The following is a 25,997-nucleotide window of genomic DNA, read 5'->3' as shown; positions in this document are numbered from 1 at the left end:
TCCCGTGGTCCGGACCCCACCGGCCCCGGGAACACCTCAGGGGCGCCTTCCCTTCCGGGAGACGCCCCTGAGCCGTCTCTCACGCCTGGTAGGCCTTGATGTCCTTCACCTGGGCCAGGCCGAGGCCGTAGGCACTCATCCCGCGCCCGAAGGCACCCAGGTGCACTCCGCGCGCCGATCCGGCCATCACCCAGCCGTACTCCGACTCCCGGTAGTGGAAGGGCGTGGGGACGCCGTCCACCGGCAGGGTGAGCGCCGACCAGTCGGGGCCCTCGAGACCGTCCGCGAGGTCCCAGGCGATGGCGGTCTGCTGGTCGAGCCAGTTCTGCCGCAGGTGCCGCTCCATCTGGGTGGGCCAGGTGCAGGACAGCAGCCCCGAGCCCGCCAGCCAGGCGGCCGTGGCGACCGAGGTGGCGTCCAGCACGCCGGTACCGTCCGAGCTGCGACGGACCGGGCGCTCGGCGACCGTGACGACCACCACGAAGCGGCGGTTGTCGGGGGTGGGCTCGACCTTGACGGACGGTTCGTCCCCGTGGCCGGTGGAGCCGTGCTCGACCGTGCCGTCGGCGTTCATGCCGACGGGGGCGAGCCAGCGGTCGCCGCTGAACGCCTCGTCCAGCCCGTACCAGGGGAAGTCGGCCTTGAGATAGCCGTCGGCCATACGATCCGCCGGATCAGCTGTGGTCTCCATACGCGCGGGGCCTCCTCCATAAGGGCAAACAAAGGGAGAATAGCCACTCGCGCTGCGTGAACGGGGCAGGCCCCCGGATCAGGTGGCGTCGGAATCGAACGGCGGGGCCTCGCCGGGCGTCAGGCCGTCGCGCTTGCGCAGCCGGTCCGGGGTGCCCGAGGAGCCCGGCGAACCGGAGCCCGCGCCGCTGTCGCGGCCGTGGACGGCGTCGGTGACCGACGACATCTCCTCCTTGAAGTCGAATCCGTTGCGGATCTCCTTCAGGCCCAGCTCGTCGTTGTCCAGCAGCTGCTTGCGGACGAAGTTCTTGGGGTGCAGGTCCTCGAACTCGAAGTCCTTGAACTCCGGGCCCAGCTCGCTGCGGATGTCGGCCTTGGCGCTGTCCGAGAACTCCCGCACCTTGCGGACGAACTGCATCACGTCCTTGATGACCTTGGGCAGCTTGTCCGGCCCGAACACGAGCACGGCAAGGATCACGAGCGCGACGACCTCCAGCGCGCCTATGTCTGAAAACACCGTGCAGCTCCTCGTGGTCCTCGGCCGGCGGACGGAATCCGGCGGATCTCACCGTACCTGCCCCAACCGTCCGCACGGGAGTGGGCAGGGTCAACAGTAGGCCGCGCCCCGGTAAATCCCGAATTCGCCGGGCTCAGCTCCCGCCGGCTGCCGAGCCGAGGGTCAGCTCCACGGCGCGCTCCTTGCCGTCCCGCTTCACGGTCAGCTGCAGCGTGTCGCCGGGCCGGTGGGCGCGGATCCGCACGATCAGCTCCTCGCCGTTGTGCACCCGCTTGCCGTCGATGGCGGTGATCACGTCGCCCGGTTCGATGCCCGCCTTGGCGCCCGGGCCGTTCGGGGTCACCGAGTCCCCCTCGCCCTGGCCCTCGGGGCTGACCTGGGCGCCGTCCCCGGAGTACTGCAGGTTGATGCTGACGCCGATCACCGGGTGGGTGGCCTCGCCGTCGTTGATCAGTTGCTCGGCGACCCGCTTGGCCTGGTTGACGGGGATCGCGAAGCCGAGGCCGATGCTCCCGCCCTGGCTGCCGTTGCCGAAGGGGTCGGTGCCGCTGTCCGCCGACCGGATGGCACTGTTGATCCCGATGACCAGGCCCTTGGCGTCGACCAGCGGACCGCCGGAGTTTCCGGGGTTGATCGGGGCGTCGGTCTGGATGGCGTCGACGTAGCTGACGTCGCTGCTGTTGGTCTCCCCGCCGGCGGTGATCGGGCGCTGGGTGGCGCTGATGATGCCGGACGTGACGGTGCCCTCCAGGCCGTACGGGGCGCCGATGGCCACGACCGGGTCGCCGACCTGGGCGGAGTCGGAGTCGCCGAGGGTCAGCGGGTGGAGCTCCTTGACTCCGTTGACCTTGATGACCGCCAGGTCGTAGCCGGTGTCCCGGCCCACGATGGTGGCGGGCTTCACCTGGCCGCCGTTGAAGGTGACCGAGATGGTGCCGCCCTTGGCGACGCCCTCCACCACGTGGTTGTTGGTGAGGATGTGACCCTCGCGGTCCAGCACGAAGCCGGTGCCGGTGCCCTCCCCGTCGTCGCCCTTGACGTGGATGTAGACGACGCCGGGCAGGACCTGCGCGGCGATGCCCGCGATGCTGTCCGGGGCCCGGGGTCCGGCCGACGCGGTGGCCTGCGGCAGGGTCACGTCCGGCGCGCCGCCGCTGTCGTGGACGTAGGCGCCCAGCGCCCCGCCGATGCCGCCGGCGATCAGGGTGACGGCGACCAGCGCGGCCGCCAGAGGGGCCCGCCGGCTGCCTGTCGCCTGGGACGCGGGCCGCTGCGGGCCGTTGGTGCCGCCCGGGGGCGCCCAGGGGTCGTAGCGCTGCCACTGGCCGACCGACAGCGGCGGCGGAGGCACGGGCGCGGGGGTGGGGGCGGGCGGGCCGCTGGGCGGCGGGGCGGCCCCGCCGGCGGGGTGCTGCACGGGCGGCGCGGGCGCCCAGGGGCCGGGCTCGCCGTACGGCGGGGTGTCGTACGGGTCCGGGGCGTGCCGGGGGGCCGCTCCGGCGGAGGGCCCGGCGGGTGCCTCGGGCGCGTCCGGGGCGGGCCGGTCCTGCGGCTCAGGGGGTACCGGCGCGACCGTCTCCGGCCGGCTCCACCACTTCGGCCCTTCGGCCTTCCCCTCGTCCACGGTGCTCCCCTACGACGACCAGTCCTCCCTGGATTGAACCAGGAGTCGGCGCCGCCCGCAGCCGACCGCTCAGCGGGTCACGGGGAAGTGGCCGACCAGGGGGACGACCGAGTCGAGCGGAACGGGCGCGGCCGGGGAGACCGCGGCGCCGCTCGTGGCGGCGGGAGAGGCGGACGAGGCCACCGTCGACGGCGGGGCCAGGGCGGGTGCCGGGGTCACGCCCGGGACGGCGGACGCGGCCGGTGCGGCGATCGACCGCTCGTCGGCGGACAGGCCCAGCGGCCGGGTGAGGGCGCCGGGCCCGCGGCCGTCGGGCGCGCCGACGCCGTACGGGTGCATGCCGCCCGAGCCGGGGTGGATCAGGTCGCTGGTGGCGGTGCTCCACACGTCGGCCGCCGCACGGGCCGTCCCACCGGTGAACGGTGTCGCGGGGGCACCCGCGCCGCTGCGGGAGAGCGGGGTGCCGCCGGCTCCGTCGACCGCGGCGTCCAGCGGAAGGGCGCCGCCGAGCGCGATGGCCGCCATGGACACCGCGCCGGCCGCGGCGAACGCGAAACGGCGCCGGCCGCGGACCGCGGTGACGGACGGGGAGGGGCCGACGGGCGCGACCGCGGCGCCGGAGCGGCCGCTCTCGTGGATCCGGAAGCCGCGGGACGCGGAGGCCGACAGGGGCAGCGAGAACTCCTCGCGCGCCTTGCCGAACAGGCCGCCACCGAGGCGCTCACCGCCGAGGCTGGCCGTCTCCATCAGTCCGCCGTCGCCGAAGGGTCCCTCTCCGCCGTCGCCGTCACCCCCGGGCAACTCCTGGAGGCGGGCGAGCAGGCCCGCCGAGATCGCGGGCGGCGCGGTGGCGGCCACCACGTCCTTCATCCGCCGCTGCTCGTCGGCCGCGGCCTTGCAGTCGGCGCAGGTCGCCAGGTGGGCCAGCACCCGGTCGCGGGCGTCGTCGTGCAGCTCACCGTCGACGAAGGCGGCGAGATGGTCACCCAAGTGCTGGTCGGCACACGTGAGGTGCCGGCTGACACCGTTGCTCACGTGCTCCCGCCCTCCAGGGCCGGCCGGCCGGTGGCCAGGACGGGCGCGCGGCCGGGACGGGCGGCCGGCGCACGGTGCTCCAGCGCCTTGCGCAGATGCGAACGACCACGGTGGATACGGCTGCGCACGGTGCCCAGCTTCACCCCGAGCGTCGCGGCGATCTCCTCGTAGGACAGCCCCTCGATGTCGCAGAGGACCACGGCCGCGCGGAACTCCGGGGCGAGGGTGTCCAGCGCCTGCTGGATGTCCGCGTCGAAGTGGGTGTCGGCGAAGTGCTGCGCCGGGGACGGCTCGCGGCTCGGCAGCCGCTCGGCGGCGTCGTCGCCGAGGGCGTCGAAGCGGATGCGCTGCCGCCGGCGGACCATGTCGAGGAAGAGGTTGGTGGTGATGCGGTGCAGCCAGCCCTCGAAGGTGCCGGGGGTGTACGTCGACAGCGAGCGGAAGACCCGCACGAAGACCTCCTGCGTGAGGTCCTCGGCGTCGTGCTGGTTACCGGTGAGGCGGTACGCGAGGCGGTAGACCCGGGCGCTGTGCGTACTGACGATCTCCTCCCAGGAAGGGGGAGTCCACGCCTGGTTGTCCCGGTCGGTGGCGAAGGTCGCGTTGGCGGCCACAGTCGCGGACTCGTCGGTGCGCGGACGGTCGTCAGCTGTATCGGTCACGGATTTCGGCTCGCCGGCCGCCCTGCGGAAGCGCGACAGCACTCCCCGGTGACCCGCCGCAGCCGCACCTCCCCTGTCGGCTCTGGTGGTGTCCAGTAGAGCCCCTACCATAGCCACCTCGCCCGTTAGCTCCGGATAAATGCCGGGCGCATCGCTCCCGGCCCCTGTCGTTCAGGTCCGTCGCAGGTACCAACGCGCGGTCCCATCTGCGGGTTCCCGACCGCAACGGATACAGTCGCCGGGCGGGCTGCAACCGTCAGGCGGACAGGAGAGGGCAATTACCGGCAACCGGCAGGCGAGCTGGGCGTTCGCGGACGCCTTCGTCGCCGAGGACGACGCGCTGATACGAGCCCGCGGGCGGGCCCGTGAGGCAGGCGTGCGCCCGGTCTCCCCCGGCACCGGCGCGGCACTGCGGCTGCTGGCCGCCGCCACGGACGCCAAGGCGGTCGTGGAGATCGGCACCGGTGCCGGGGTCTCCGGCATCCACCTGCTGCACGGCATGCGTCCCGACGGCGTGCTGACCACCGTCGACACCGAGCCGGACCGCCAGCAGCTCGCCCGCACCGCCTACCGGGAGGCGGGGTTCGCGGGGAACCGCGCCCGCTTCATCCCCGGGCGGGCGCTGGACGTCCTCCCCCGGCTCGCCGACGGCGGCTACGACCTGGTGTTCTGCGACGGGGACCGGCTGGAGTACCCGGACTATCTGGGCGAATCGTTGCGCCTGCTGCGTCCCGGGGGGCTGGTCTGCTTCGAGGGGGCCTTCGCGCAGGGCCGCTCCATGGACGCCGCCCACTCCGAACCGGAGGTCATCCGGCTGCGCGAGCTGATGCGGACGGTACGGGACAACGCGGCCCTCGCCCCCGTCCTGCTGCCGACCGACGACGGTCTGCTCTGCGCGGTACGGCGCGGCTGAGAATTCCCCGCCCGGAATGCACCCGTTTCCGGAGCGGCGCCGGAACGGACGAACAAGTGGGCCCCCGGCGCATGGCGCCAGGGGCCCAAGGCTTGGATCGGCCGGTTCAGGCGATGGCCTTCTTCAAAGCCTCGCCGAGTGCATCCGCCTCGTCCGGAGTCAGCTCGACGACAAGCCGTCCGCCGCCCTCGAGCGGAACGCGCATGATGATGCTCCGCCCCTCCTTGGTCACCTCGAGCGGGCCATCACCCGTCCGCGGCTTCATGGCCGCCATGCTCGTTCCCCTTCCTGAAACCAGCTCTTCGCACACGGTGGCCCAGGCGCCACCGGACTCGAACACATTGGTTCTCAGCCATTATCCCGCATCGGGTGACCCGATGACCAACATCGGTTCCCATCCGTTCGAGAACCCTGTCCCGCAAAACCGTCCATTTCGGTGATCGCACTCCCGGGCGCGTTTGACGCAGGTCACATGTCCGCACCCGGCGATCTCCGGCATGCTGACCCCGAACATGAGCCGCGACGAAGGGGATTACATGGCCGACACCGTGCTGTACGAGGTGAGCGACGGGCTCGCCACCATCACCCTGAACCGCCCCGAGGTGATGAACTCGCTGAACGTCGACACCAAGGTCGCGCTGCGGGACGCCCTCCAGGCGGCGGGCGCCGACCCCGCGGTGCGGGCCGTGCTGCTCACCGCGAACGGCACGGCCTTCTGCGTCGGCCAGGACCTCAAGGAGCACGTCGGGTTCCTCCAGGAGGAGGGCGGCGGGCCGGCCATGTCCACGGTGCGCGAGCACTACAACCCGATCGTCACCGCCATCGCCACCATGCCCAAGCCGGTCGTGGCGGGGGTCAACGGGGTCGCCGCGGGCGCCGGCGCGGGCTTCGCCTTCGCCTGCGACTACCGCGTGGTCGCCGACACGGCCGCCTTCAACACGTCCTTCGTCGGCGTCGCCCTGACCGCCGACTCCGGGGCCTCCTGGACGCTGCCCCGGCTGGTCGGCCGCAGCCGCGCCGCCGACCTGCTGCTCTTCCCGCGCAAGATCGGCGCGCGGGAGGCGTACGAGCTGGGCATCGCCAACCGTCTGGTGCCGGCCGGCGAGCTGGCCGCGGAGGCCGCCTCGGTCGCCCGCCGGCTCGCCGAGGGTCCGACGGTCGCCTACGCGGCGATCAAGGCCTCCCTCGCGTACGCCGAGGGCCACTCGCTGGCCGACACCCTGGCCAAGGAGGACGAGCTGCAGACGGCCGCCGGCGCCTCCGAGGACCACCGGATCGCGGTCGAGGCCTTCCTGAAGAAGGAGAAGCCCCGCTTCCTCGGCCGCTGAGCCGGGACCGCGAAGGCGCGGCAGGCGCGGCAGGCGCGGCCGGGACGCTCAGCGACGGGCGCAGCAGTCGGCCAGGTGGTCGTCCACCAGGCCGCAGGCCTGCATCAGCGCGTAGGCGGTGGTGGGGCCGACGAAGCGGAAGCCGCGCTTCTTGAGGTCCTTGGCCAGCGCGGTGGACTCCGCCGTGACGGCCGGCACGTCCGCGACCGTTCGGGGTGCCGGGCGTCCGGCGGGGTCCGGGGCGTACGACCAGATGAGGGCGTCCAGGCCGCCCTCGTACCCCTCGCGCAGCGCCAGGGTGGCGTGCGCGTTGGCGACGGCGGCGTCGATCTTCGCGCGGTTGCGGATGATGCCGGGGTCGGCGAGCAGCCGCTCCCGGTCCGCGTCGGTGAAGGCGGCGACCGCCTCCGGGGAGAACTCCGCGAAGGCCTTCCGGAAGCCCTCTCGGCGCCGCAGGATCGTGATCCAGGACAGGCCCGACTGGAAGGCCTCCAGGCTCAGCCGCTCGTAGAGGGCCGCCTCGCCGTGCACCGGGCGGCCCCACTCCGTGTCGTGGTACAGGACGTAGTCGTCCGTGGACAGCCCCCACGGGCAGCGCGCCAGGCCGTCCGGCCCGGTCACCGCTCCGCCGTCGCTCACAGCCCGCTCCCGGGGCCACGCGGGTCCTCCGGGGGCAGCGGGGCCTGCTCGGCGTCCTTGACCAGCGAGTGGCCGCCGAGCCGGGTGGCGTGGGCGCCGGCCAGCGCGGCCTCCAGGTCGGCGATGTGGGCGTCGCGCTGGGCCAGTTCCGCGCCGAGGCGCTCCAGTACGTCGTCGACGTCCAGCATGCGGTAGCCGCGCACGGTCACCGGCAGGCGCAGCCGCTCGACGTCCGCGCGGCCCACCGGGCGCTCCGGCGGCAGCCGGTCGTCCACCCGGTCCGGCTCCACGTCGCGGAGCACCCCGCCGTCGCCGAGCACCGCGAGGGCGACCGCGGCGACCACCGCGACCAGCGCGATGAGAATGAACCAGAACAAGACCTCTCCCGGGGTCGGCGCGACGTATACGCCACGATCGTGCCACGTCGCGCCGTGCCTGCGGTGTGCGGTCGGCGACTATCTTCGATCGGCGTACGACATTTCGAGGGAGGCGCGACATGCTGCGGCTGGGCACACGGGAATTCGGCGGGCACGAACCCGTGATCATGGCGATCGTGAACCGGACGCCGGACTCGTTCTACGACCAGGGCGCCACGTTCACCGACGCGCCGGCCCTCGAACGCGTCGAGCGCGCGGTCGCCGAGGGCGCCGCGATCATCGACGTCGGCGGAGTGAAGGCGGGCCCCGGCGAGGAGGTCTCGACGCAGGAGGAGATCCGCAGGACCGCGGGTTTCGTCGCCGAGGTGCGCCGGCGCCACCCGGACGTGGTGATCAGCGTCGACACCTGGCGCCACGAGGTCGGTGAGGCGGTGTGCGAGGTGGGCGCGGACCTGCTCAACGACGCCTGGGGCGGCGTCGACCCCCGGCTGGCCGAGGTCGCCGCGAAGCACGGCGCCGGCCTGGTGTGCACCCACGCGGGCGGCGCGCGGCCGCGGACCCGGCCGCACCGGGTGGGCTACGAGGACGTGATGGCCGACATCCTGGAGGTGACGGTGGGCCTCGCCGAGCGGGCGGCCGCGCTCGGGGTGCGGCGCGACGCCATCCTCATCGACCCGGGACACGACTTCGGGAAGAACACCCGGCACTCGCTGGAGGCGACGCGGCGGCTGCCGGAGATGACGGCCACGGGCTGGCCGGTGCTGGTCTCGCTCTCCAACAAGGACTTCGTGGGCGAGACCCTGGACCGCCCCGTCAAGGAGCGGCTGATCGGCACCCTGGCGACGACCGCCGTCTCGGCGTGGCTCGGCGCCCAGGTGTACCGGGTGCACGAGGTCGCCGAGACGCGTCAGGTGCTCGACATGGTGGCCTCGATCGCGGGACACCGGCCCCCGGCGGTCGCCCGGCGGGGGCTGGCGTAGCGCCTGTCAGTCGCCGATCTCCTTGGTCACCAGGGCGACCGCCTCGTCGACGTCGTCCGTGACGTGGAGGAGTTCCAGGTCGACGGGGGACGCCTTGCCGCCGTCCACGACGGTGTCGCGGACCCAGTCGACCAGGCCGCGCCAGTAGGCGGAGCCGAACAGGACGATGGGGAACCGCGTGACCTTGCGGGTCTGGACCAGCGTGAGGGCCTCGAAGAGCTCGTCGAGGGTGCCGAAGCCGCCCGGCAGCACGATGAACCCGGAGGCGTACTTCACGAACATCGTCTTGCGGACGAAGAAGTACCGGAAGTTCACGCCGATGTCGACGTACGGGTTGAGCCCCTGCTCGAAGGGGAGCTCGATGCCCAGGCCCACCGAGACCCCGCCTGCCTCGCAGGCGCCCCGGTTGGCCGCCTCCATGGCGCCGGGGCCGCCGCCGGTGATGACGGCGAAGCCCGCCTCGGCCAGGGCACGGCCGATGCGGACGCCGGTCTCGTAGTCGGCCGAGCCCTCGGCCATCCGGGCGGAACCGAAGACGCTGACCGCGCTGCCGAGTTCGGCGAGCGCGCCGAAGCCCTCGACGAACTCCGACTGGATGCGCATCACGCGCCACGGGTCGCCGTGGACCCAGTCCGAGGGTCCACGGGTGTCCAGCAGCCGCTGGTCGGTCGTGGACTTCTGCACCTGGCCCCGGCGCCGCAGGACGGGACCGGTGTGGCGCTCGGGCCAGCCGCGCCCCGTGGGGCGGCCCTCCGCCGCGGCTGTCTCGGCGGCCGACGCCTCCTCCGCGTCACTGTCCATGTCGCGCTCCTTTCGCTGCCGTCCGGTCAGGGTACGACCGCGTCCGGCGGGCGGATCAAGAACGCGCCGCTGAATTGCCCGTTACGAGAGCCAGGCACGCAGCTTCTCCTCCGCCTCCAGGACGGCGGCGACGGCGACGTGCTCCTCGCGCGTGTGGGCGAGCCGGGGGTCACCGGGACCGTAGTTGACCGCGGGGACGCCCAGCGCGGAGAAGCGGGCCACGTCGGTCCAGGCCTCCTTGGGCGCGGGCTCGGTGCCGATGGCCGCGACGAAGGCGGCCGCCGCCGGGTGGGACAGGCCCGGCAGGGCACCGGGGGCGCTGTCGGTGAGCCGCACCTCGTAGCCCTCGAAGACCTCGCGGACGTGGTCGAAGGCCTCGGCCTCGGAACGGTCGGGGGCGAAGCGGAAGTTGACGATCACCGCACAGGAGTCGGGGATCACGTTGCCGGCGTGACCGCCCTCGATCATGACCGCGTTGAGCCCCTCGCGGTAGACGAGGCCGTCGACGGCCGCCTGCCGCGGCTCGTAGGCGGCGAGCCGGGCCAGCACGGGCGCGGCCTTGTGGATGGCGTTCTCGCCCAGCCAGCTGCGCGCGGAGTGGGCGCGGCGGCCGGTGGTCTCCACGCGCACCCGCAGGGTGCCCTGGCAGCCGCCCTCGACCTTGGCGTCGGTGGGCTCAAGGAGGACGGCGAAGTCGCCGGCGAGCCATTCCGGGTGGTTCTCGGCGAGCCGCTTGAGGCCGTTGTGCTCCGCCGCGATCTCCTCGGCGTCGTAGAAGACGAAGGTCAGGTCGCGGTTGGGTGCGGTGAGGGTGGCGGCGAGCCGCAGCTGGACGGCGACCCCGGACTTCATGTCGGAGGTGCCGCAGCCCCACAGGACGCCGTCCTCGTCGAGGCGGGACGGCACGTTCTCGGCGATCGGCACGGTGTCCAGGTGCCCGGCGAGCACGACCCGCTCGGCCCGGCCGAGCCGCGTGCGGGCGACGACGGCGTCCCCGTCCCGGTCCACCGTCAGGTGCGGCAGGGCGCGCAGGGCGCTCTCCACGGCGTCCGCCAGCGGTTTCTCGGCGAGGCTGACGGAGGGGATGTCGACGAGCTGCGCCGTCACGGCGGCGGCGTCCTGGCTGAGATCGAGCACGGGCCGTTCCATGCCGCCGACCCTACCCGGGGGCGGGTCGGGGCCCCGGCGCAGCGGGCTTCGGTACGGTGTGCGCGTGCCGAAGCCACCGTCGACCTCGACACCCGCCGCACGCGCCCCCCGCAGGCGGGGGCGCGCTGCCCGTCTGGTCACCGCGGGCCTGGTCCTGCTGGGGGTCGCGGGCTACGCCGCCTACCACCTGGCCGGTGTCGGGGGCGGTCCGCGCCATCCGGCGTGCACGGTCACCACGCAGGCGGGCAGCCTCACCCTGGAGCCCCAGCAGGCGGCGAACGCCTCGACGATCGCCGCGGTGGCGACCTCGCGCGGGCTGCCGGAGCGGGCGGTGACGATAGCGCTGGCCACCTCCATGCAGGAGTCGGCGCTGCGCAATCTCGACCACGGCGACCGCGACTCGGTCGGCCTGTTCCAGCAGCGCCCTTCGCAGGGCTGGGGCACGGCGGCGCAGATCATGGACCCGGTCTACGCCTCCAACGAATTCTTCGACGGCCTGGTGAAGATCCACGGCTATTCCCGGCTCCCCCTCACGGTGGCCGCCCAGAAAGTGCAGAAGAGCGGCTTCCCGCAGGCGTACGCCAAGCACGAGGCGGACGCCGCCCTGCTGGCCGGGGCGCTCACCGGCCGCCACGCCGGGGCGCTGACCTGTGTCACCCCGGTCGCCGCGGGGAGGACGGTCTCCGGGGGCGACCCGGCGAAGGTGCGGCAGCGGCTGGTGCGGGAGTTCGGGGCCGATGTGGCGCCGCGGACCATCGAGACGCCCGCGGACCCGGAGGACGATGCCGCGCGGGACGAGGCCGCGCAGGACGCCAAGAACGGTGCGCGGGGCGGGGGTCCGGCCCGGCGCACGGTGTCCGTTCCGTCGGCCCCGGCGGGGAACCAGGCGCACGGCGACGAGAGCCGGCGGGGCTGGGAGCTGGCTCAGTGGGCGGTGGCGCACGCTCAAGAACTGAGGGTGGAGAAGGTGTCCTTCGGGGACCGCCAGTGGTCGGCGGAGACCTCCGACCGGGGCTGGACCGAATCGCGTTCCGGTGCCGCGCACAAGACCGGGGGCGACGTCAGGATCACCGTCGCGCAATAGTGCGGGTATTCACCCCCAGGCGGGTGATTGATACGCCAAACCCATCAGATGCGAATCCCCTCGTTCGGGGGTGCGAAAAAAGCTTCTGATCAAGGGCTGTGACGTTTCCGCGACACTTACCGCTCCGCCCGAATTGATCCGCTTTACCGCCCCGGGAATCCCATCGCATTACCAACTCTTTACTCTTGGCGGCCGCAACCTTCGGCCCCCTTCACGCGGTAGTCACGACGTCCGCCCCGCGGACATGTCACGTCGAAACCGTCGTCTCTCCGTAAAAGGAGCACCATGTCTCTCCCCCTCGCGCGTCGGATCGCCCGGGCCGCTCTGCTGGTCGGCGCGGCCGCGGCTCCCCTCATCGGTGCCGGTGCCGCGTCCGCCGCCGCGCTGCCGCAGGTCGGCGACCTGGGTGGGCTGACCAACGTGGACAAGGCCCCCGAGCTCACCGGCACCGTGAACGGTGTGGCCAAGAAGTCCGGCGCCGTGAAGACCGTGCAGGAGGCGCTGCCCGCGACGACAGAGACGGTCGGCGGCCTGGCCAAGAGCGCACAGCCGACCGTCAAGGGCACGGCGACGCAGGCCGCCACGACCGTCGGCGGCGCCGCCCAGGAGCTCGGGAAGACCGCCAAGGGCGGGCTGCCGGGCGGCCTCCCCTCCACCGGCCAACTGCCCCTCCAGGGCCTCCCCATCGGCGGCTGACCCCCCACAGCCGGACCGAAAGGGCCCGGGGAGCGGTGCTCCCCGGGCCCTTTGCGCCGTCGTGTGCGCCGTCGTGGTGCCGCGGGCTCAGGAGGACAGCCGGCGCACCGCCGCCGCGACCCGCTCGTCCGTGGCCGTGAAGGCGATCCGTACGTACCGCTCCCCCGCCGCACCGTAGAAGTCGCCGGGCGCCACGAGGATGCCGTGCTTGGACAGGTCCGCCACGGTGTCCCAGCAGGACTCGTCGCGCGTGGCCCACAGGTACAGGCTCGCCTCGCTGTGCTCCACGCGGAAGCCGGCGGTCTCGAAGGCCTCCCGCAGCGCCGCCCGCCGCCGCGCGTAGCGCTCGCGCTGCCGGGCCACATGGGCGTCGTCCCCGAGCGCGGCGACCGTGGCGGCCTGCACCGGGGCGGGCGTCATCATGCCGCCGTGCTTGCGGATCTGCAGCAGCTCGCCCAGCACGGCCGGGTCGCCCAGGAGGAAGGCCGAGCGGTAGCCGGCCAGGTTGGAGCGCTTGGACAGGGAGTGGACGGCCACGATGCCCTCGTAGGAGCCGCCGCAGACGTCCGGGTGCAGCACCGAGACCGGGTCGGCGTCCCAGCCCAGCTCCAGGTAGCACTCGTCGCTGAACACCAGCACGCCGTGCGCGCGAGCCCAGGCGACCGCACGGGTCAGCTCGTCCTTGGACAGCACCCGACCGGTGGGGTTGGAGGGGCTGTTGAGCCACAGGAGACGCAGTCCGGCCGGGTCGGGCTCGGTCGGTTCGTCGTAGACGACCGCCTCGGCGCCCGCCAGCCGCGCCCCGACCTCGTACGTCGGGTAGGCGAGCCGCGGGTACGCCACCTTGTCGCCCGCGCCGAGGCCCAGTTGGGTCGGCAGCCAGGCGACCAGCTCCTTGGAGCCGACCACCGGCAGCACGTGCGCGTCGGTCAGCCCGGTGGCGCCCAGCCGGCGCCCGGCCCAGCCGGTGATGGCGGCGCGCAGCTCGGGCGTCCCCCACACGGTCGGGTACCCGGGGCTGTCCGCGGCCCCGGCCAGGGCCCGCTGCACGATGTGCGGGACGGGGTCGACCGGGGTGCCGACCGACAGGTCGACGATGCCGCCGGGATGGGCGGCCGCCGTGGCCTTGTACGGTTCGAGCCGGTCCCACGGGAAGACGGGGAGTCTGGACGAGACTGGCTGCGCCACGGTGGTGCTCACTTTCCGTTCCTCGCAGGCACGCGGCCTGCCACTGCCTCAAACACGGCGGTCCCGCACGGCGATGTGCCGTACGGGACCGCCCGGCAACTGTCGGGTCACTCGCCCTGCGGCGGCAGGGCGGCGATGAAGGGGTGGTCGCGCTCGATCAGCCCGAGCTTGGAGGCACCACCGGGCGAGCCGAGCTCGTCGAAGAACTCGACGTTCGCCTTGTAGTAGTCCTTCCACTCCTCCGGGGTGTCGTCCTCGTAGAAGATGGCCTCCACCGGGCAGACCGGCTCACAGGCTCCGCAGTCGACGCATTCGTCCGGGTGGATGTACAAGGACCGCTGGCCCTCGTAGATGCAGTCGACGGGGCACTCCTCGATGCACGCCTTGTCCTTGACGTCGACACAAGGCTGCGCGATGACGTAGGTCACGCTGTCGTTCCTCCTCGATAGGGCTGTCTCGCGCGGGAGCGCGGCGTCGTAGATGCCCGCCCCTAGTATCTCCGTTCTTGGGCAGCAGACGAACAGGAGGGGCGGTCATGAGCATGGATTTCACCGCCGGAGGCCGGCTCGAGGTGCGCATAACCCCTTCTGACGTGGGCAAACGCGTCTCGGTACGGAGAGTCGCGGAGATCGTCGAGGGACGGCCGGTGTTCGCCGACGCCGTCGGAATTCTCACATCGTGGGACGAAGGGGTGCTTGTCGTCACCCGTAGGGACGGGGAAACCGTCCGCATCGCGGAATCGTCCCTGGTGGCAGGCAAGATCGTGCCCGACGCACCGGCGCGCCGCGGGGCCCGGGCGCCCCGCGCGACGGCCCGGGAACTGCAGGAATCGGCCTCCCGCTGCTGGCCCGCGCAGGAGACCGCCCGGCTGGGCGCGTGGACGCTCCGCGCGGCCGGCGGCTTCACCCGGCGCGCCAACTCCGTGCTGCCGCTCGGCGATCCGGGCGTACCCCTGACGGAGGCCGTCGCACGGATCGCCCGCTGGTACGGGGACCGCGGACTGCCGCCGTATGTGCAGGTCACCACGGGCGCGGAGGACTCCGACGAGACGCTGGCGGAGGCGCTGGGCGGCCTCGGCTGGACGGCGGAGGGCCACGCCCTGCTGCGCACGGCCGCGCTGGCGCCGATCGCCGACCTCCCGGGCGCCGAGGCCGTGCACCTGTCCCGAGAGGCCGACGCGGCCTGGCTCGCCCGCTACCACCGCACGGGTGACCTGGGCGACGCGGCGCTGAAGGTGCTGGGCGGCGGTCCCTCCGTGTGGTTCGCCACCGTGCCGGGGGAAGGCGACCCCGCCGCCGGGCCGGCGGCGATCGGCCGCTGCGCCGTCGACGGCCGGTTCGCCTCCTTCGGTGCCGTCGAGGTGGTCCCGGACCAGCGGCGGCGCGGGCTGGCCCGGGCCGTGATGGCCGCGCTCGCCCGCAGGGCGCTGGACGAGGGCGCCTCCGGCGCGTACCTGCAGGTCGAGACCGACAACGAGGGCGCACGCGCCCTCTACGACCGGATGGGCTTCACCACCCACCACGCCTACCACTACCGGCGCGGCCCGCTGCCCGCGGGAGGGTGAGAAGCCCGGTATGGACGACGCCATCAGGCAGCGCTTCACCGAGGCCGCCCGCGAGCCGCGCCCCGACCTCGCGGAGCTGTGCCTGCTCATCGGGGCCGTGGCCGACCCGTCCCTCGACGAGGCCGGGACGGACGCGGCGCAGATGGAACTCGACCGCCTCGCCGGGCTCCTGCCGTACGGTCTCACCGCACCCGCCGACTGGGCCGACGCCGCCGCGGAACTGCTCGGCGGCCGCTGCGGGTTCGGCGGCTCCCCCGCCGACTACCAGCGGCTGGAGTCCTCGCTGCTGCACGAGGTGCTGCGGCGGCGGCGCGGGCTGCCGATCCTGCTGTCGGTGGTCTGGATGGAGGTCGTCCGGCGGGCCGGCGGACCGGTCCACGGGGTCGCCCTCCCCGGGCACTTCGTCGTGGGCTTCGGCGACCCCGCGGGCGCCTTCGTGCCGGCCGACCCCTTCAACGGCGGCCGGCGGCTCGGCGAGGAGGACGTGCGGCTGCTGGTGGCGGGCGCGACGGGGACCGCGCCGTCCCCGGCGATGATGGAGCCCGCGGATCCGCTCGACATCGTGCTGCGCGTGCTCAGCAACATCCGCGCCTGGGCCTCGGCGCGGCCCGAGCACCTGGGCACGCAGCTGTGGGCGGTGGAGCTGGCGCTGCTGCTGCCCCACCATCCGGCGCGGTTGCGCTTCGAGCACGCGCAGTTGCTGGTGCGCAAGGGGGACTTCGCGCGGGGCGCGGCGGAGATGGAGGCGTACGCGGACGTGCTCGCGGAGGCGGAACCGGACGCCGCGACGGCCATGCGCCGGCAGGCGCGGGCCGCCCGCGCGCTGCTCAACTGACGGGGTTCGGGTCGGGTGGGTGCCGGTGAGTGCCGGTGGGCGGGTGCGGGTTCGTCTCGCGCCCTTCGGACGCGAAGCGGCGGGCTGCGGACGGGAGGGTGCGGCCGGGGCCGGTCGGCGGTCAGCAGGTCGGTTCGTGCCGGGGTTCAAGCTCCGGAGCGGGTGGGCTTGATGGTGGGCCGGGCGCCGCAGCCCGCGTGTTTGCGCCCGCAGGGCGCGAGACGGCGGGAGACGCGGACCGCCTAGAGCCAGCCGCGTTCCAGGGCGATGCGCACCGCCTCGGCGCGGTTGCGGGCGGCGGTCTTCTGGATCGCGGTGGAGAGGTAGTTGCGGACGGTCCCCTCGGAGAGGTGGAGACGGCGGGCGATGTCCGCGTTGAGGGAACCGTCGGCCGCCGCACGCAGGACGTCGCGCTCCCGCGGGGTGAGGGGGTCGGCCCCCTCCGACAGCGCGGCCGCCGCGAGCACCGGGTCGATCACCTTCTCCCCCCGCAGCACCCTGCGTACCGCATCCGCGAGTTGCCCCGCGGGCGCGTCCTTGACCAGGAACGCGTCGGCGCCCGCCTCCATCGCCCGGCGCAGGTACCCGGGCCGCCCGAACGTCGTGACGATGACCACCCGCACCTGCGGCAGTGCCGCCCGTACGGCGGCCGCAGCGTCGAGGCCGGTCATCGCGCCGGGCATCTCGATGTCGAGCAGCGCGACCTGCGCCCCGGCGTCGTGGGCCGCGCCGACGACGTCCTCGCCGCGGGCGACCTGGGCGACCACCTCGATGTCCCCCTCAAGTCCCAGCAGCGCGGCCAGGGCCTCGCGCACCATCGACTGGTCCTCCGCCAGCAGCACCCGGATCATGGCCGTGAGCGTAGTCGGCCGGGACGACGGCGCGGAGGGTGAAGCCGCCGTCCGCGACGGTCTCCAGGCGGCCGCCGGCGAGCAGCAGGCGCTCCCCCAGGCCGGTCAGGCCGTTGCCGCGGCGTGTGCCGCCGGCTCCGGGGCCCCGGCCGTCGTCGGCGACGGTGAGCCGTACCGTGCCCTCGTCCTCGTCGACCGTGACCGCGCAGCGGGAGGCACCGCTGTGCCGTACGACGTTGGTGACGGCCTCGCGCAGGGCCCAGGCCAGCGCTGCCTCGGCCTCCGGGGTGAGCGGGGCGGTCACCGTCCCGGGCAGCCGGGCGCGGATACCGGCGGCCTGCAGGACGCCTCGGGCGCCGGCGAGCTCGGCGGCGAGGGTGGGCCTGCGGTAGCCGCTGACGGCCTCGCGGACGTCCACCAGGGCCTGCCTGCTGACCCGCTCGATGTCGGCGACCTGCGCGGCGGCGTCCTCGGGGCGGCCGGGGAGCATGCGTCCGGCCAGTTCGCTCTTGAGGGTGATCAGCGACAGCGAGTGGCCCAGCAGGTCGTGCAGGTCGCGGGCGAGCCGCAGCCGCTCCTCCGTGGCCGCGAGCTGGGCGACGGCCGCCCGGGCCTCGCGCAGCTCGCGGGTGGTCCGCACCAGCTGGCGCACGCCCATCATGGCGTAGCCGCCGAGCAGGCACGGCACGAGCAGCGAGAGCACCAGGTCCCGGGCCGCCCCGGTGAGCCCGGCGACGGCCGCGAGCACCGCGGTGACCAGCGGGATCGCCCAGCGGGCCTGGCGGCCGGGCAGCACCGCCCCGCAGCCGACGGCGAGGTAGACGAACAGCACGAGGAAGGCCTCGCCCAGGGTGAACGTCATCAGCAGGGCCAGCGCGCCGAGCAGCAGGAGCTGCCCGTACACCCAGCGCGGCTGGTGTTCGGCGTTCGTCCGCAGGAAGACGATGCCCAGGTAGGCGCCGACGAAGGCGGTGAGCCCGAGCCAGCCGAGCACGGTCGCGGTCAGGCCGTGCCCGCCCTCGGCGAGGTCGCTGACCGGGGCGCCGAGGTAGAGCATCCACATGGCCACCCAGACCAGCTTGACGACTGCCTGGCGGCGGTTCTCCGGGGCCCTGCCGATCGCCGGGGCGTCCCGGGGCTCGGCGGACTCCCGCTGCTGCGTCGTTCCGGCGGGCACGGTCCTTCTCCTCTCAGGCCTTCGCGGTGTCCTTGCGGTACATCCAAGCGGCTGTCCCGGCGAACACCAGCCCGTACACGACCAGCACCGCGACGTCCCCGGCGTGCGGGGCGCGGCCGGACTCGACGGCCTGGCCGAGCGCCGCGTACGGCCGGGACGGGAGCAGCTCCGCGATGTCGCGCAGCCAGCCGGGGAAGGAGTCGAAGGGCACCCACAGACCGCCGAGCAGGGCGAGCCCGAAGTAGGCGATCATCGCGACGGGGCGGGCGGTCTCCGCCGAGGCGACGTAGCCGATGGCCACGCCCAGCGCCGCGAAGACGAAGCTCCCCGCCCAGCTGGTCAGGAGCACCCCGGCCCACTGCCAGGCGGCCATCCGCACGCCCTTCACGGCGCCGCCGGCGAGCAGCACGAGCACGATCGAGGGCAGGCTGACGGTGGCGGCCGCGGCGACCTTGGCCAGGACGTAGCCCCGCCCGGGAAGGGCGGTGAGCCGCAACTGGCGCACCCAGCCCTTGTCGCGCTCCCGCGCGATCCGCTCGGAGTTGCCCATGAGCACGGCGGTCATGGCGCCGAAGGCGCACATCGCGACCATGTAGTACGGCACCATCGCGGCCTTCTGACCGGCCGTCAGGATCATGAAGAGCAGCACCGGGTACAGCACCGAGAAGAACATGAACTTGCGGTTGCGCAGGACGCGCAGGATCTCCAGCCGGGCCAGCGTCCTCATCGCGCCGCCACCTCCTTCTCGGACGACTCCGTGATGGCCAGGAAGGCCTGCTCCAGGCCGAGCCCGGCGACCTCCAGGTGCCGGGGGTAGAGCCCGGCGGCGTAGACGGCGTGCACCGTCGCGTCGGCGTCCGTGGAGCGGATGCGCACCGTGCGGCCGGTGATCTCCACGTCCGTGACCCGCGGCAGCGCCCGCAGGGCGGACTCCTGCGGCGCGGTGTCCAGGTCGAAGACGATACGCCGGACCCCGGCCCGCGCCTTGATCTCGGCGGCGGTGCCGTCGGCCACCAGCCGGCCGCCCTGCAGGACGAGCACCCGGTCGGCGACGGCGTCCGCCTCCTCCAGGTAGTGGGTCGCGAAGAGCACCGTGCGGCCCTGCTTCACCTGGCCGCGCATGGCCTCCCAGAAGGCCTGCCGGGCGGAGACGTCCATGCCGGTGGTGGGCTCGTCGAGGATCAGCAGGTCGCTCGCGCCGGCCGTGGCCAGGGCGAAGCGCACGCGCTGCTCCTGGCCGCCGGAGAGCTTGTCGACCTTGCGGTCGGCGATGGACTCCAGTCCGGCGGCCGCCAGCACCTCGGCGACGGGGTGGGCGCGCGGGTGCAGGTCGCAGGCGAGCCGTACGAGCTCGCGCACGGTGACCTCCTCCATGAGGCCGCCGCTCTGCAGCACGGCGCCGACCCGGCCCTCGGCGATCGCCCGGCGCGGGGTGGTGCCGAAGACCTCGACGGTGCCGGAGTCGGGGACGCGCAGCCCCAGGAGCAGGTCGAGGGTGGTCGACTTGCCGGCGCCGTTCGGGCCCAGCAGGGCGACGGTCTCACCGGGGTGGAGGGTCAGGCTCAGGTCGTCGACGGCCCGGACCTGACCGAAGCTCTTGCTCACGTGCGTGAACACTGTTGCGGTCATGACGAAAGCCTCGCGGACGGCGGTATCCGGGCGGCAGTGCCCGGCGTCCTGTCCCGCGGGTGACAGATGTCATGGGTGTGGCCCCGGTACGGGTACCGGGGCCACAGCCGTCACACGTGGAACGGGCGACCGGGGGTCAGGAGGTGCCCTCGATGGTCACGGTCTTCTTGGCGGCGTCGGAGGTCTGCAGCGCGGGCAGCATCGCGGAGGCGACGTCCTCCGGGGTGACGGCGGTCTTGCTGCCGTCGCCGCGCTCGACCAGCACCCCGTCGAAGGCGCCGCCGTACAGGCCCTGGAGCACCTTGCGGTCGATGTACGGGGTCAGGTTGCCGTCCTGGTCCGGAACCATCGTGAGGATCTGCGACAGCGACTTCTGCGGGCTGAACGGGATCTCCGCGGCGCCCGCGCGGACGGTGACGAAGCCGGACATGGCCGTCTTCCCGAAGCCGTCGACGGCCTTGTCGAGCTCCTCCTGGGTCACCTTGGGCTGGACGGTGGTGGCCTTCAGGCTCACGGTGCCCGGCTTGCCGGTGGCGACCTGCGTGGAGTACGCGCTGATGACGACGTCGACCGAGGCGCCCGCGTCCACGCCCTGGTGGGGCTTGCCGGGGACGGCGACGGCCTTGCCGTTCACGAACTTGACCATGCCCTCGGAGCCGGAGCCGCCGAGCCCCTGGGAGAGCTTCTCCAACTGGGCGCGGAGCTTCTCGTTGTCCGTGGTCAGCACGGGGTCGGCCGCACGCGAGACGCCGAACAGCGAGCCGATGACGGTGACCGGGTTGTAGTCGCGGTGCGCCACGTTGGCGACGGTCGCGTCGGTGTCGAAGACGAGACCGGCGGCCGCCGGCTTGAGCGCCTTGCGCTCGTCGCCGATGGTGACGGTGATCGGCGCGTTCTTGCGGGAGCCGAGCGCCTGGTCGAGGAGCGCGACGGCCTGGTCCTTGGACTTGCCGCCGATCCCGACGCCGTAGACGGTCGTGCCGGCCGGCACGTCGGAGTGGTCCATCAGCAGTCCGGCGCCGTAGGCGATGCCGAGCACGCCGAGCACGCCGACGCCCACCAGTATGAGCTTGGAGCGGCCCTTGGCCTTGGGCTCCGCCGCGCTCTGGCGGGCGGGGGGCGCCGCCGGCTCGTCCTGCTCGAAGCGGTACATCTCGCCGCCGGCCGGGGCCGGCCGGTTGACCGAGGGCCCCGCGGGGGGAACCGCCGGGATGCCGCTGACGACGGTGTCCCCGGACAGCCGCTCGGACGCGGAGGGCGGGAACGGGGTCGGGTACGGGGAACGGCCGGCCGCGGGCCCCGCCGGGGGCACGCGCATCTCACCGGTGACCGGGCCCGCGGTGGGCCCGGACGGCTGCTGCTGCTGCCCAGGGAAGGGCAGACCGGCTCCGGGACCCGCGGGTCCCGCGCCGGGACCGCCGGGGAACGGGCGCTGCGGCGGAGCGGGGCGCCCCGGTCCGCCGGGGCCACCGGGACCGCCGGGACCACCAGGACCGCCGGGACCCACCGGTCCACCGGGACCCACCGGTCCGCCGGGACCACCAGGACCGCCCGGCGCCACGGGACCGCCGGGGCCGCCGGGGCCGGCCGGGCCGACCGCGCCGTCGTTCAGGTACGGGATGCCACCGCGCCGGGGCAGGCCGGGGGCGGCACCCGGTCCGGGAACCGGACCGCGCTCCGGGGGACCGGGCTGGGCGGGGATGTCGCCGCGCTGGATCGGCTGGGTGAGCTCGGGGGCGGAGAACTCCTGGGTCACCTCGGGGGTGGCCGGCGAGGCCTTCCGCGGCGCGAACCAGTCGCTCGTCGGCTTCTCGCCCCGCGGCGCGGGAGCCGGCTCCGCGGCGGGCTCGGGCGCGGGCGCCGGGGCGCCCTGACCGGCCCCGGTGCCGCCTCCGGCGTTCCAGCCGGCGGGCGGGGCCGCCTCGGCCGCGGGGGCGGCCGGTGCGGACCCGCCGAACGCCTCGCCCTCCGTGCCGCCCTCGACGGGCGTGCGGACGACGACCGGCGGGATCGGCCGGGACCCGGGGATGTTGATGCGCACCCGGGTGGTCAGTGTGGTCTCGGTCTTGGTCTCCTCCGCTGCGGGAGCATCGGCGGGCTCCCCGTTCGCAGCGCCCTCGCGCGGGCCCTCCTGCGGATGCAGCGACGGAAACGGTCGGGTTCCGTACGGCGGGGTACCCGACGGGTACGCGGCTCCGCCCCGGCCCTGGGGGCCGGGGGACGGACGATCAGTTTCACGACTCAAAGCAGGCTCTCCCGGTTCGCTTCGCCACCCGTCACGGCCTTTCCGCGGGCGGCCCGGCGGCGCGCACCACCATACTGGGCACCGCGTCGGAGCCGCCTGCCCGCCGGATGGAGACCGCCCTGATCAAAGGGGTTTATGCGACGTCGGCCGCCAAAACGGACGACGTTCGCTCCGTAACGGACGCAACGTGGCGCCTATGGTGCCTCAAGTGATCCACCAGCGGGAGGACGGGGTTGCACAAGCGTGGCCGACATCACGCCCGCCATCGCTCCGCCCAACAGGTAGACGTACGGGCTGATTCCGTTGGCGAACAGGAAATCACCCTCCGGGCGGGCGGAACTGAGCAGCATCACGGTGATCAGCCACACCGCCGCCGGCACCACGGCGCCCAGCCGCGTGCCGGTGAGCCTGGCACCGCCGTGGAAGAGCGCCGCGCTCCCGGCGAGCGCGAGCAGCAACCCGCCCGGGAACCAGGCGGCCTGCACCAGGGACCCCGCGACGCCGACCAGGGCGCCCAGGATCGCGAGCACGGGGTAGGCCGCGCGCCTCATGCCCCGGTCCCCGCGAACAGGTCGTCCTCCAGGTCCCCGGCCGGCTCGGGGGCGCCCTTGACCAGGCGGTAGAACTCGGCGCCGAACAGGGGCTGTCCGAGGTCGTTGGAGAGCGCGAAGAACGGGCCGTCGACCGCGATCTGGGTCACATGGGCCTTCATCGCCGCGGCCTTGCGCTCGGCGTAGCGGGCCTCCACGTCGATGGCGGCCGTCACCTGGTCGTCGTCGACCAGGCCCGGGACGTCGTCGGCGGTCGCGATGCCCTCGAAGGGGATCTGCCCGCCGGCCGCGCGCAGCCGGGCGAAGCCCTCCTCGACCACGCTTCGCGGGACGCAGTTCCAGTAGACCTTGGCGATGGAGTGCGGGTCGCCGAGGTCGCGCCGGTAGGCCGGCTCCGCGGCCAGCTCCGCGGCGCGCATGGCGACCCGGTGCGCCTTGATGTGGTCGGGGTGCCCGTAGCCGCCGTCGGGGTCGTAGGCGACCAGGACCTGCGGACGGACCTCGCGGATCACCTCCACGAGGTAGGAGGCCGCGAGGTCGAGGTCCGCCTGCCAGAAGCTGTCGGGCCGGTCGTTCTGCGGCACGCCCATCATCCCGGAGTCCCGGAAGCGGCCGGGGCCGCCCAGGAAACGGTGGTCGGTGACGCCGAGCTGGACCATGGCGTCGGCGAGTTCGCCGGTCCGGTGCGCGCCGAGGGTGTCGTCGCGATCGGGCGCCAGGTGTGCCAGCTCGGGCGGGATGACCTCGCCCTCCTCACCGAGTGTGCACGTCACCAGGGTGACGTGCGCGCCCTCGGCGGCGTACTTGGCCATGGTGGCGCCGTTGTTGATCGACTCGTCGTCGGGATGCGCGTGGACGAGCAGCAGTCGCCGGGCGGGCAGTGCGGTCATGAGGAGAGCCTAGGGCAGGCCCTGGGGCTTTCCCGGAGTGAGCCACGGGCTCAGAACTTGAAGTCCCCGATCATGCCCGCGACATTGCTCGTGAGGTCCCGGATCGTCGGCGCGATGGAGGAACTCGCGAGGTAGAACCCGAGCAGTACGCAGACAACCGCGTGCCCCGCCTTCAAACCGGCCTTCCTGACCAGCAGGAAGACGACGATCAGCAGCAGCAGCACCGCCGAAATCGAAAGTGCCACAGCGGCTCACCTCCAGGGCCTCGTGGTCCGACAGCAGTTGCCAACCGTTTGTTACCCACTCTCGGCAGTGGATCATAACTTTGTGGCGCACCGCATAGCTCGTCGCACGGGAGCACACGGGGGCGCATGGCCGGATCTCGCGGTTGGCGTGCGCGGGGCTCACCGGCGGGCGGGTGACACACTCCCCCCATGACGCAAGCGCTCTCGTTCCCGCGGCAGTACGCCCGCACGCAGCGGTTCTCGCTCGGCGCCCCGCGCGCCTTCACCGTGTCGCCGGACGGCGACCGGGTCGTCTTCCTGCGCTCCCGTTCCGGCACCGACCGCTCACACCTGCTGTGGGTGCTGGACCCGCAGTCCGGCGCCGAGCGGGTCGCGGCGGACCCCGCGGTGCTGCTGTCCGGCGCGGCGGAGGAGCTGTCGCCGCAGGAGCGGGCGCGCCGGGAGCGCAGCCGGGAGGGCTCGGCCGGGATCGTCGGCTACGCGACCGACGACGCGGTGGAACTGGCCGCGTTCGCCCTGTCCGGCCGGCTGTTCACGGCGGAGCTGCGGGCGGGCACCGCCCGGGAGATCGCCGTGCCGGGCCCGGTGGTGGACCCTCGTCCGTCGCCGGACGGCCGCCTGGTGGCCTACGTGGCGGACGGCGCGCTGCGGGTGGTGGCCGCCGACGGCGGCGGGGACCGTGTGCTGGCCGCGCCGGAGGGACCGGACGTCACCTACGGCCTGGCCGAGTTCATCGCCGCCGAGGAGATGTCCCGCAGCCGCGGCTACTGGTGGTCGCCGGACGGCACTCGCGTGCTGGCGGCCCGGGTGGACGCGTCTCCGGTTCGGCGCTGGTGGATCGCCGACCCCGCGAACCCCGGGCAGGCACCGGCCGAGGTGGCCTACCCGGCGGCGGGCACGCCCAACGCCGAGGTCACGCTGGCGCTGCTGACCCTGGACGGCACGGCCACCGCGGTGGAGTGGGACCGCGAGCGCTACCCGTACCTGGCACAGGTGCACTGGTCGGCGGCGGGTCCGCCGCTGCTGCTCGTCCAGACCCGCGACCAGCGCGAGCAGCTGTACCTGGCGGTGGACACCGCCACCGGAGACACCCGGGAGGTGCACCGGGACCGCGACGGAATCTGGCTTGATCTTTTCGCCGGGGTGCCCGCGTGGATGTCCGGCGAGCGCCTGGTCCGGATCTCCGACGAGAACGGCTCGCGGTCGCTGTTCGTCGGCGAACAGCCTTGGACGGGGCCGGAGTTGCACGTACGTGCGATGCTCGGAAGGGATGGCGACGGCATCCTGCTGTCGGCCTCCGCGGGGCACGGGGCCAAGGACCCGGAGATCGGCGAGATCCATGTGTACCGGGCCGACGGGGGACCGGGCGGACCGGTCCGGCTGAGCGACGCGCCGGGCGTGCACTCCGCGGTGCGCGCCGGCTCCGTCACGGTGCTCTCGTCCGCGTCGCCGGGGTCGGCGGCCACGGCCGTGCGCGTGCTGCGGGACGGCGAGCGGGTGGCGGAGATCGCCTCCCACTGCGAGACCCCGGTCCTCACCGCGCGCCCGGCGCTGGTGAGCGCCGGCGAGCGCGGCGTCCCGGCGGCGGTGCTGCTCCCCTCGGGGCACAGGGAGGGCGACGGGCCGCTGCCGGTGCTGATGGACCCGTACGGCGGGCCGCACGGCCAGATGGTGGTGAGCGCGCAGCGCGGCTATCTCCAGGCGCAGTGGCTGGCCGACCAGGGCTTCGCGGTGGTCGTCGCGGACGGCCGGGGCACCCCCGGGCACTCCCCCGCCTGGGAGAAGGCGATCGCCGGCGACTTCGCGGGCGTCACGCTCGACGACCAGGTCCACGCGCTGCACGCGCTGGCCGGCCACTACCCCCTGGACCTCGACCGGGTGGGCATCCGCGGCTGGTCCTACGGCGGCTACCTGGCGGCGCTCGCGGTGCTGCGCCGCCCGGACGTCTTCCACGCCGCGGTGGCGGGCGCCCCGGTCACGGACTGGCGGCTGTACGACACGCACTACACCGAGCGTTACCTCGGCCACCCCGAGGAGGAGCCGGCGGCGTACGCCGCCAACTCCCTGGTCACCGACGCCGGTCTGACCGACCCGGCGGACGAGGTCCGGCCGCTGATGATCATCCACGGCCTGGCCGACGACAACGTGGTGGCCGCCCACACCCTGCGGCTGTCCTCCGCGCTGCTGGCCGCCGGCCGCCCGCACGAGGTGCTGCCGCTGTCCGGGGTCACGCACATGACGCCGCAGGAGGAGGTCGCCGAGAACCTGCTGCTGCTCCAGGTCGACTTCCTCAAGCGCTCCCTGGGCATCTCGCGGGGTTAGGCCCG

The 25,997-nt window shown here is 73.8% G+C and carries 28 protein-coding genes; 8 read left to right on the top strand and 20 right to left on the bottom strand.

Features of this window, described 5'->3' with window-relative positions; all coding sequences use genetic code 11:
• Nucleotides 1-79: 79 nt before the first annotated feature.
• The 5 genes from B085_RS0125685 to sigE form a co-directional block, all read right to left on the bottom strand.
• Complete coding sequence (locus B085_RS0125685) at nucleotides 80-691, bottom strand: hypothetical protein (protein WP_026251438.1); 612 nt, start codon at nucleotides 689-691, stop codon at nucleotides 80-82.
• A gap of 78 nt (nucleotides 692-769) precedes the next feature.
• Entirely contained in the window at nucleotides 770-1,207 is a 438-nt protein-coding gene (locus B085_RS0125680; protein ID WP_018561476.1) for a sec-independent translocase, read from the bottom strand.
• Between the two features lie 133 nt (nucleotides 1,208-1,340).
• Nucleotides 1,341-2,831 (bottom strand): S1C family serine protease, encoded by a 1,491-nt coding sequence (locus tag B085_RS0125675; protein ID WP_018561475.1) that lies wholly within the window; start codon nucleotides 2,829-2,831, stop codon nucleotides 1,341-1,343.
• Between the two features lie 69 nt (nucleotides 2,832-2,900).
• Entirely contained in the window at nucleotides 2,901-3,866 is a 966-nt protein-coding gene (locus B085_RS43750) for a zf-HC2 domain-containing protein (RefSeq protein WP_018561474.1), read from the bottom strand.
• Entirely contained in the window at nucleotides 3,863-4,639 is a 777-nt protein-coding gene (sigE, locus tag B085_RS0125665) for an RNA polymerase sigma factor SigE (protein WP_026251437.1), read from the bottom strand. The genes B085_RS43750 and sigE overlap by 4 nt, the downstream gene beginning before the upstream one ends.
• A gap of 136 nt (nucleotides 4,640-4,775) precedes the next feature.
• Here sigE and B085_RS0125660 point away from each other — a divergent pair, with 136 nt between their 5' ends.
• On the top strand, nucleotides 4,776-5,441 hold the full coding sequence (locus B085_RS0125660; RefSeq protein ID WP_026251436.1) for an O-methyltransferase: 666 nt from the start codon (nucleotides 4,776-4,778) through the stop codon (nucleotides 5,439-5,441).
• Nucleotides 5,442-5,547: 106 nt separating this feature from the next.
• Here the strand turns inward: B085_RS0125660 and B085_RS47365 are convergent, their stop codons facing one another.
• Nucleotides 5,548-5,715 carry a DUF3117 domain-containing protein gene (locus tag B085_RS47365; RefSeq protein WP_018561471.1) on the bottom strand — a complete coding sequence of 56 codons (168 nt, stop codon included), beginning with the start codon at nucleotides 5,713-5,715 and terminating at the stop codon, nucleotides 5,548-5,550.
• A gap of 262 nt (nucleotides 5,716-5,977) precedes the next feature.
• On the opposite strand from B085_RS47365, the gene B085_RS0125650 reads away from it, so the two are divergent.
• On the top strand, nucleotides 5,978-6,769 hold the full coding sequence (locus tag B085_RS0125650) for an enoyl-CoA hydratase/isomerase family protein (RefSeq protein WP_018561470.1): 792 nt from the start codon (nucleotides 5,978-5,980) through the stop codon (nucleotides 6,767-6,769).
• Nucleotides 6,770-6,817: 48 nt separating this feature from the next.
• On the opposite strand, the gene B085_RS0125645 is transcribed toward B085_RS0125650, so the two are convergent.
• Together B085_RS0125645 and B085_RS43745 are read right to left on the bottom strand one after the other, a co-directional pair.
• Nucleotides 6,818-7,408: a DNA-3-methyladenine glycosylase I gene (locus B085_RS0125645; RefSeq protein ID WP_018561469.1), complete on the bottom strand. Its 591-nt coding sequence runs from the start codon at nucleotides 7,406-7,408 to the stop codon at nucleotides 6,818-6,820.
• Nucleotides 7,405-7,785, bottom strand: a complete 381-nt coding sequence (locus B085_RS43745; protein WP_018561468.1) for a hypothetical protein — start codon at nucleotides 7,783-7,785, stop codon at nucleotides 7,405-7,407. Before B085_RS43745 ends, B085_RS0125645 begins: the two co-directional genes overlap by 4 nt.
• A 119-nt stretch (nucleotides 7,786-7,904) precedes the next feature.
• Between B085_RS43745 and folP the strand changes: the two genes are divergently transcribed.
• The gene (folP, locus tag B085_RS0125635) at nucleotides 7,905-8,765 is read left to right on the top strand and encodes a dihydropteroate synthase (protein ID WP_018561467.1); all 861 of its coding nucleotides are present in this window, start codon (nucleotides 7,905-7,907) and stop codon (nucleotides 8,763-8,765) included.
• A gap of 6 nt (nucleotides 8,766-8,771) precedes the next feature.
• Here the strand turns inward: folP and B085_RS43740 are convergent, their stop codons facing one another.
• Both B085_RS43740 and dapE read right to left on the bottom strand, forming a co-directional pair.
• A complete protein-coding gene (locus B085_RS43740) occupies nucleotides 8,772-9,566 on the bottom strand; it encodes a TIGR00730 family Rossman fold protein (protein WP_018561466.1) in 795 nt (264 codons plus the stop codon).
• A gap of 81 nt (nucleotides 9,567-9,647) precedes the next feature.
• Complete coding sequence (dapE, locus tag B085_RS0125625; RefSeq protein WP_026251435.1) at nucleotides 9,648-10,715, bottom strand: succinyl-diaminopimelate desuccinylase; 1,068 nt, start codon at nucleotides 10,713-10,715, stop codon at nucleotides 9,648-9,650.
• 64 nt (nucleotides 10,716-10,779) lie between these two features.
• Between dapE and B085_RS0125620 the strand changes: the two genes are divergently transcribed.
• Together B085_RS0125620 and B085_RS0125615 are read left to right on the top strand one after the other, a co-directional pair.
• Nucleotides 10,780-11,799, top strand: coding sequence for a hypothetical protein (locus B085_RS0125620; RefSeq protein WP_018561464.1), 1,020 nt, complete (start codon nucleotides 10,780-10,782; stop codon nucleotides 11,797-11,799).
• A gap of 285 nt (nucleotides 11,800-12,084) precedes the next feature.
• Complete coding sequence (locus tag B085_RS0125615; RefSeq protein WP_018561463.1) at nucleotides 12,085-12,495, top strand: hypothetical protein; 411 nt, start codon at nucleotides 12,085-12,087, stop codon at nucleotides 12,493-12,495.
• 87 nt (nucleotides 12,496-12,582) lie between these two features.
• On the opposite strand, the gene dapC is transcribed toward B085_RS0125615, so the two are convergent.
• Nucleotides 12,583-13,695, bottom strand: coding sequence for a succinyldiaminopimelate transaminase (gene dapC / locus B085_RS0125610; protein WP_018561462.1), 1,113 nt, complete (start codon nucleotides 13,693-13,695; stop codon nucleotides 12,583-12,585).
• A gap of 95 nt (nucleotides 13,696-13,790) precedes the next feature.
• Entirely contained in the window at nucleotides 13,791-14,111 is a 321-nt protein-coding gene (gene fdxA, locus B085_RS0125605) for a ferredoxin (RefSeq protein WP_018561461.1), read from the bottom strand.
• Nucleotides 14,112-14,224: 113 nt separating this feature from the next.
• On the opposite strand from fdxA, the gene B085_RS0125600 reads away from it, so the two are divergent.
• Complete coding sequence (locus B085_RS0125600; RefSeq protein ID WP_078620066.1) at nucleotides 14,225-15,247, top strand: GNAT family N-acetyltransferase; 1,023 nt, start codon at nucleotides 14,225-14,227, stop codon at nucleotides 15,245-15,247.
• Between the two features lie 10 nt (nucleotides 15,248-15,257).
• Nucleotides 15,258-16,082, top strand: a complete 825-nt coding sequence (locus B085_RS0125595) for a transglutaminase-like domain-containing protein (protein ID WP_018561459.1) — start codon at nucleotides 15,258-15,260, stop codon at nucleotides 16,080-16,082.
• Nucleotides 16,083-16,324: 242 nt separating this feature from the next.
• Here the strand turns inward: B085_RS0125595 and B085_RS0125590 are convergent, their stop codons facing one another.
• From B085_RS0125590 to B085_RS0125555, 8 genes are all read right to left on the bottom strand, one after another.
• The gene (locus B085_RS0125590) at nucleotides 16,325-16,933 is read right to left on the bottom strand and encodes a response regulator (protein WP_026251434.1); all 609 of its coding nucleotides are present in this window, start codon (nucleotides 16,931-16,933) and stop codon (nucleotides 16,325-16,327) included.
• Complete coding sequence (locus tag B085_RS0125585) at nucleotides 16,863-18,110, bottom strand: sensor histidine kinase (protein WP_018561457.1); 1,248 nt, start codon at nucleotides 18,108-18,110, stop codon at nucleotides 16,863-16,865. The genes B085_RS0125590 and B085_RS0125585 overlap by 71 nt, the downstream gene beginning before the upstream one ends.
• Nucleotides 18,111-18,123: 13 nt before the next feature.
• Nucleotides 18,124-18,837, bottom strand: a complete 714-nt coding sequence (locus tag B085_RS0125580; protein WP_018561456.1) for an ABC transporter permease — start codon at nucleotides 18,835-18,837, stop codon at nucleotides 18,124-18,126.
• Nucleotides 18,834-19,739, bottom strand: coding sequence for an ABC transporter ATP-binding protein (locus B085_RS0125575; protein ID WP_026251433.1), 906 nt, complete (start codon nucleotides 19,737-19,739; stop codon nucleotides 18,834-18,836). The genes B085_RS0125580 and B085_RS0125575 overlap by 4 nt, the downstream gene beginning before the upstream one ends.
• 136 nt (nucleotides 19,740-19,875) lie before the next feature.
• Nucleotides 19,876-21,984, bottom strand: a complete 2,109-nt coding sequence (locus B085_RS49535; RefSeq protein ID WP_026251432.1) for a hypothetical protein — start codon at nucleotides 21,982-21,984, stop codon at nucleotides 19,876-19,878.
• A 194-nt stretch (nucleotides 21,985-22,178) separates the two neighbouring features.
• Nucleotides 22,179-22,535 (bottom strand): DUF6113 family protein, encoded by a 357-nt coding sequence (locus B085_RS0125565; RefSeq protein WP_018561453.1) that lies wholly within the window; start codon nucleotides 22,533-22,535, stop codon nucleotides 22,179-22,181.
• Nucleotides 22,532-23,425 (bottom strand): N-acetyl-1-D-myo-inositol-2-amino-2-deoxy-alpha-D-glucopyranoside deacetylase, encoded by an 894-nt coding sequence (mshB, locus tag B085_RS0125560; protein ID WP_018561452.1) that lies wholly within the window; start codon nucleotides 23,423-23,425, stop codon nucleotides 22,532-22,534. Before mshB ends, B085_RS0125565 begins: the two co-directional genes overlap by 4 nt.
• Before the next feature lie 50 nt (nucleotides 23,426-23,475).
• Nucleotides 23,476-23,670, bottom strand: coding sequence for a hypothetical protein (locus tag B085_RS0125555; RefSeq protein WP_026251431.1), 195 nt, complete (start codon nucleotides 23,668-23,670; stop codon nucleotides 23,476-23,478).
• Nucleotides 23,671-23,859: 189 nt separating this feature from the next.
• Between B085_RS0125555 and B085_RS0125550 the strand changes: the two genes are divergently transcribed.
• On the top strand, nucleotides 23,860-25,992 hold the full coding sequence (locus B085_RS0125550) for a S9 family peptidase (RefSeq protein ID WP_018561450.1): 2,133 nt from the start codon (nucleotides 23,860-23,862) through the stop codon (nucleotides 25,990-25,992).
• Nucleotides 25,993-25,997: the final 5 nt, after the last annotated feature.

The organism is Streptomyces sp. BoleA5 (assembly GCF_000373665.1).
Classification (GTDB): domain Bacteria; phylum Actinomycetota; class Actinomycetes; order Streptomycetales; family Streptomycetaceae; genus Actinacidiphila.
Note: the sequence above shows the minus strand (reverse complement) of the source record. Positions and strands in the feature narration are given on the sequence as shown.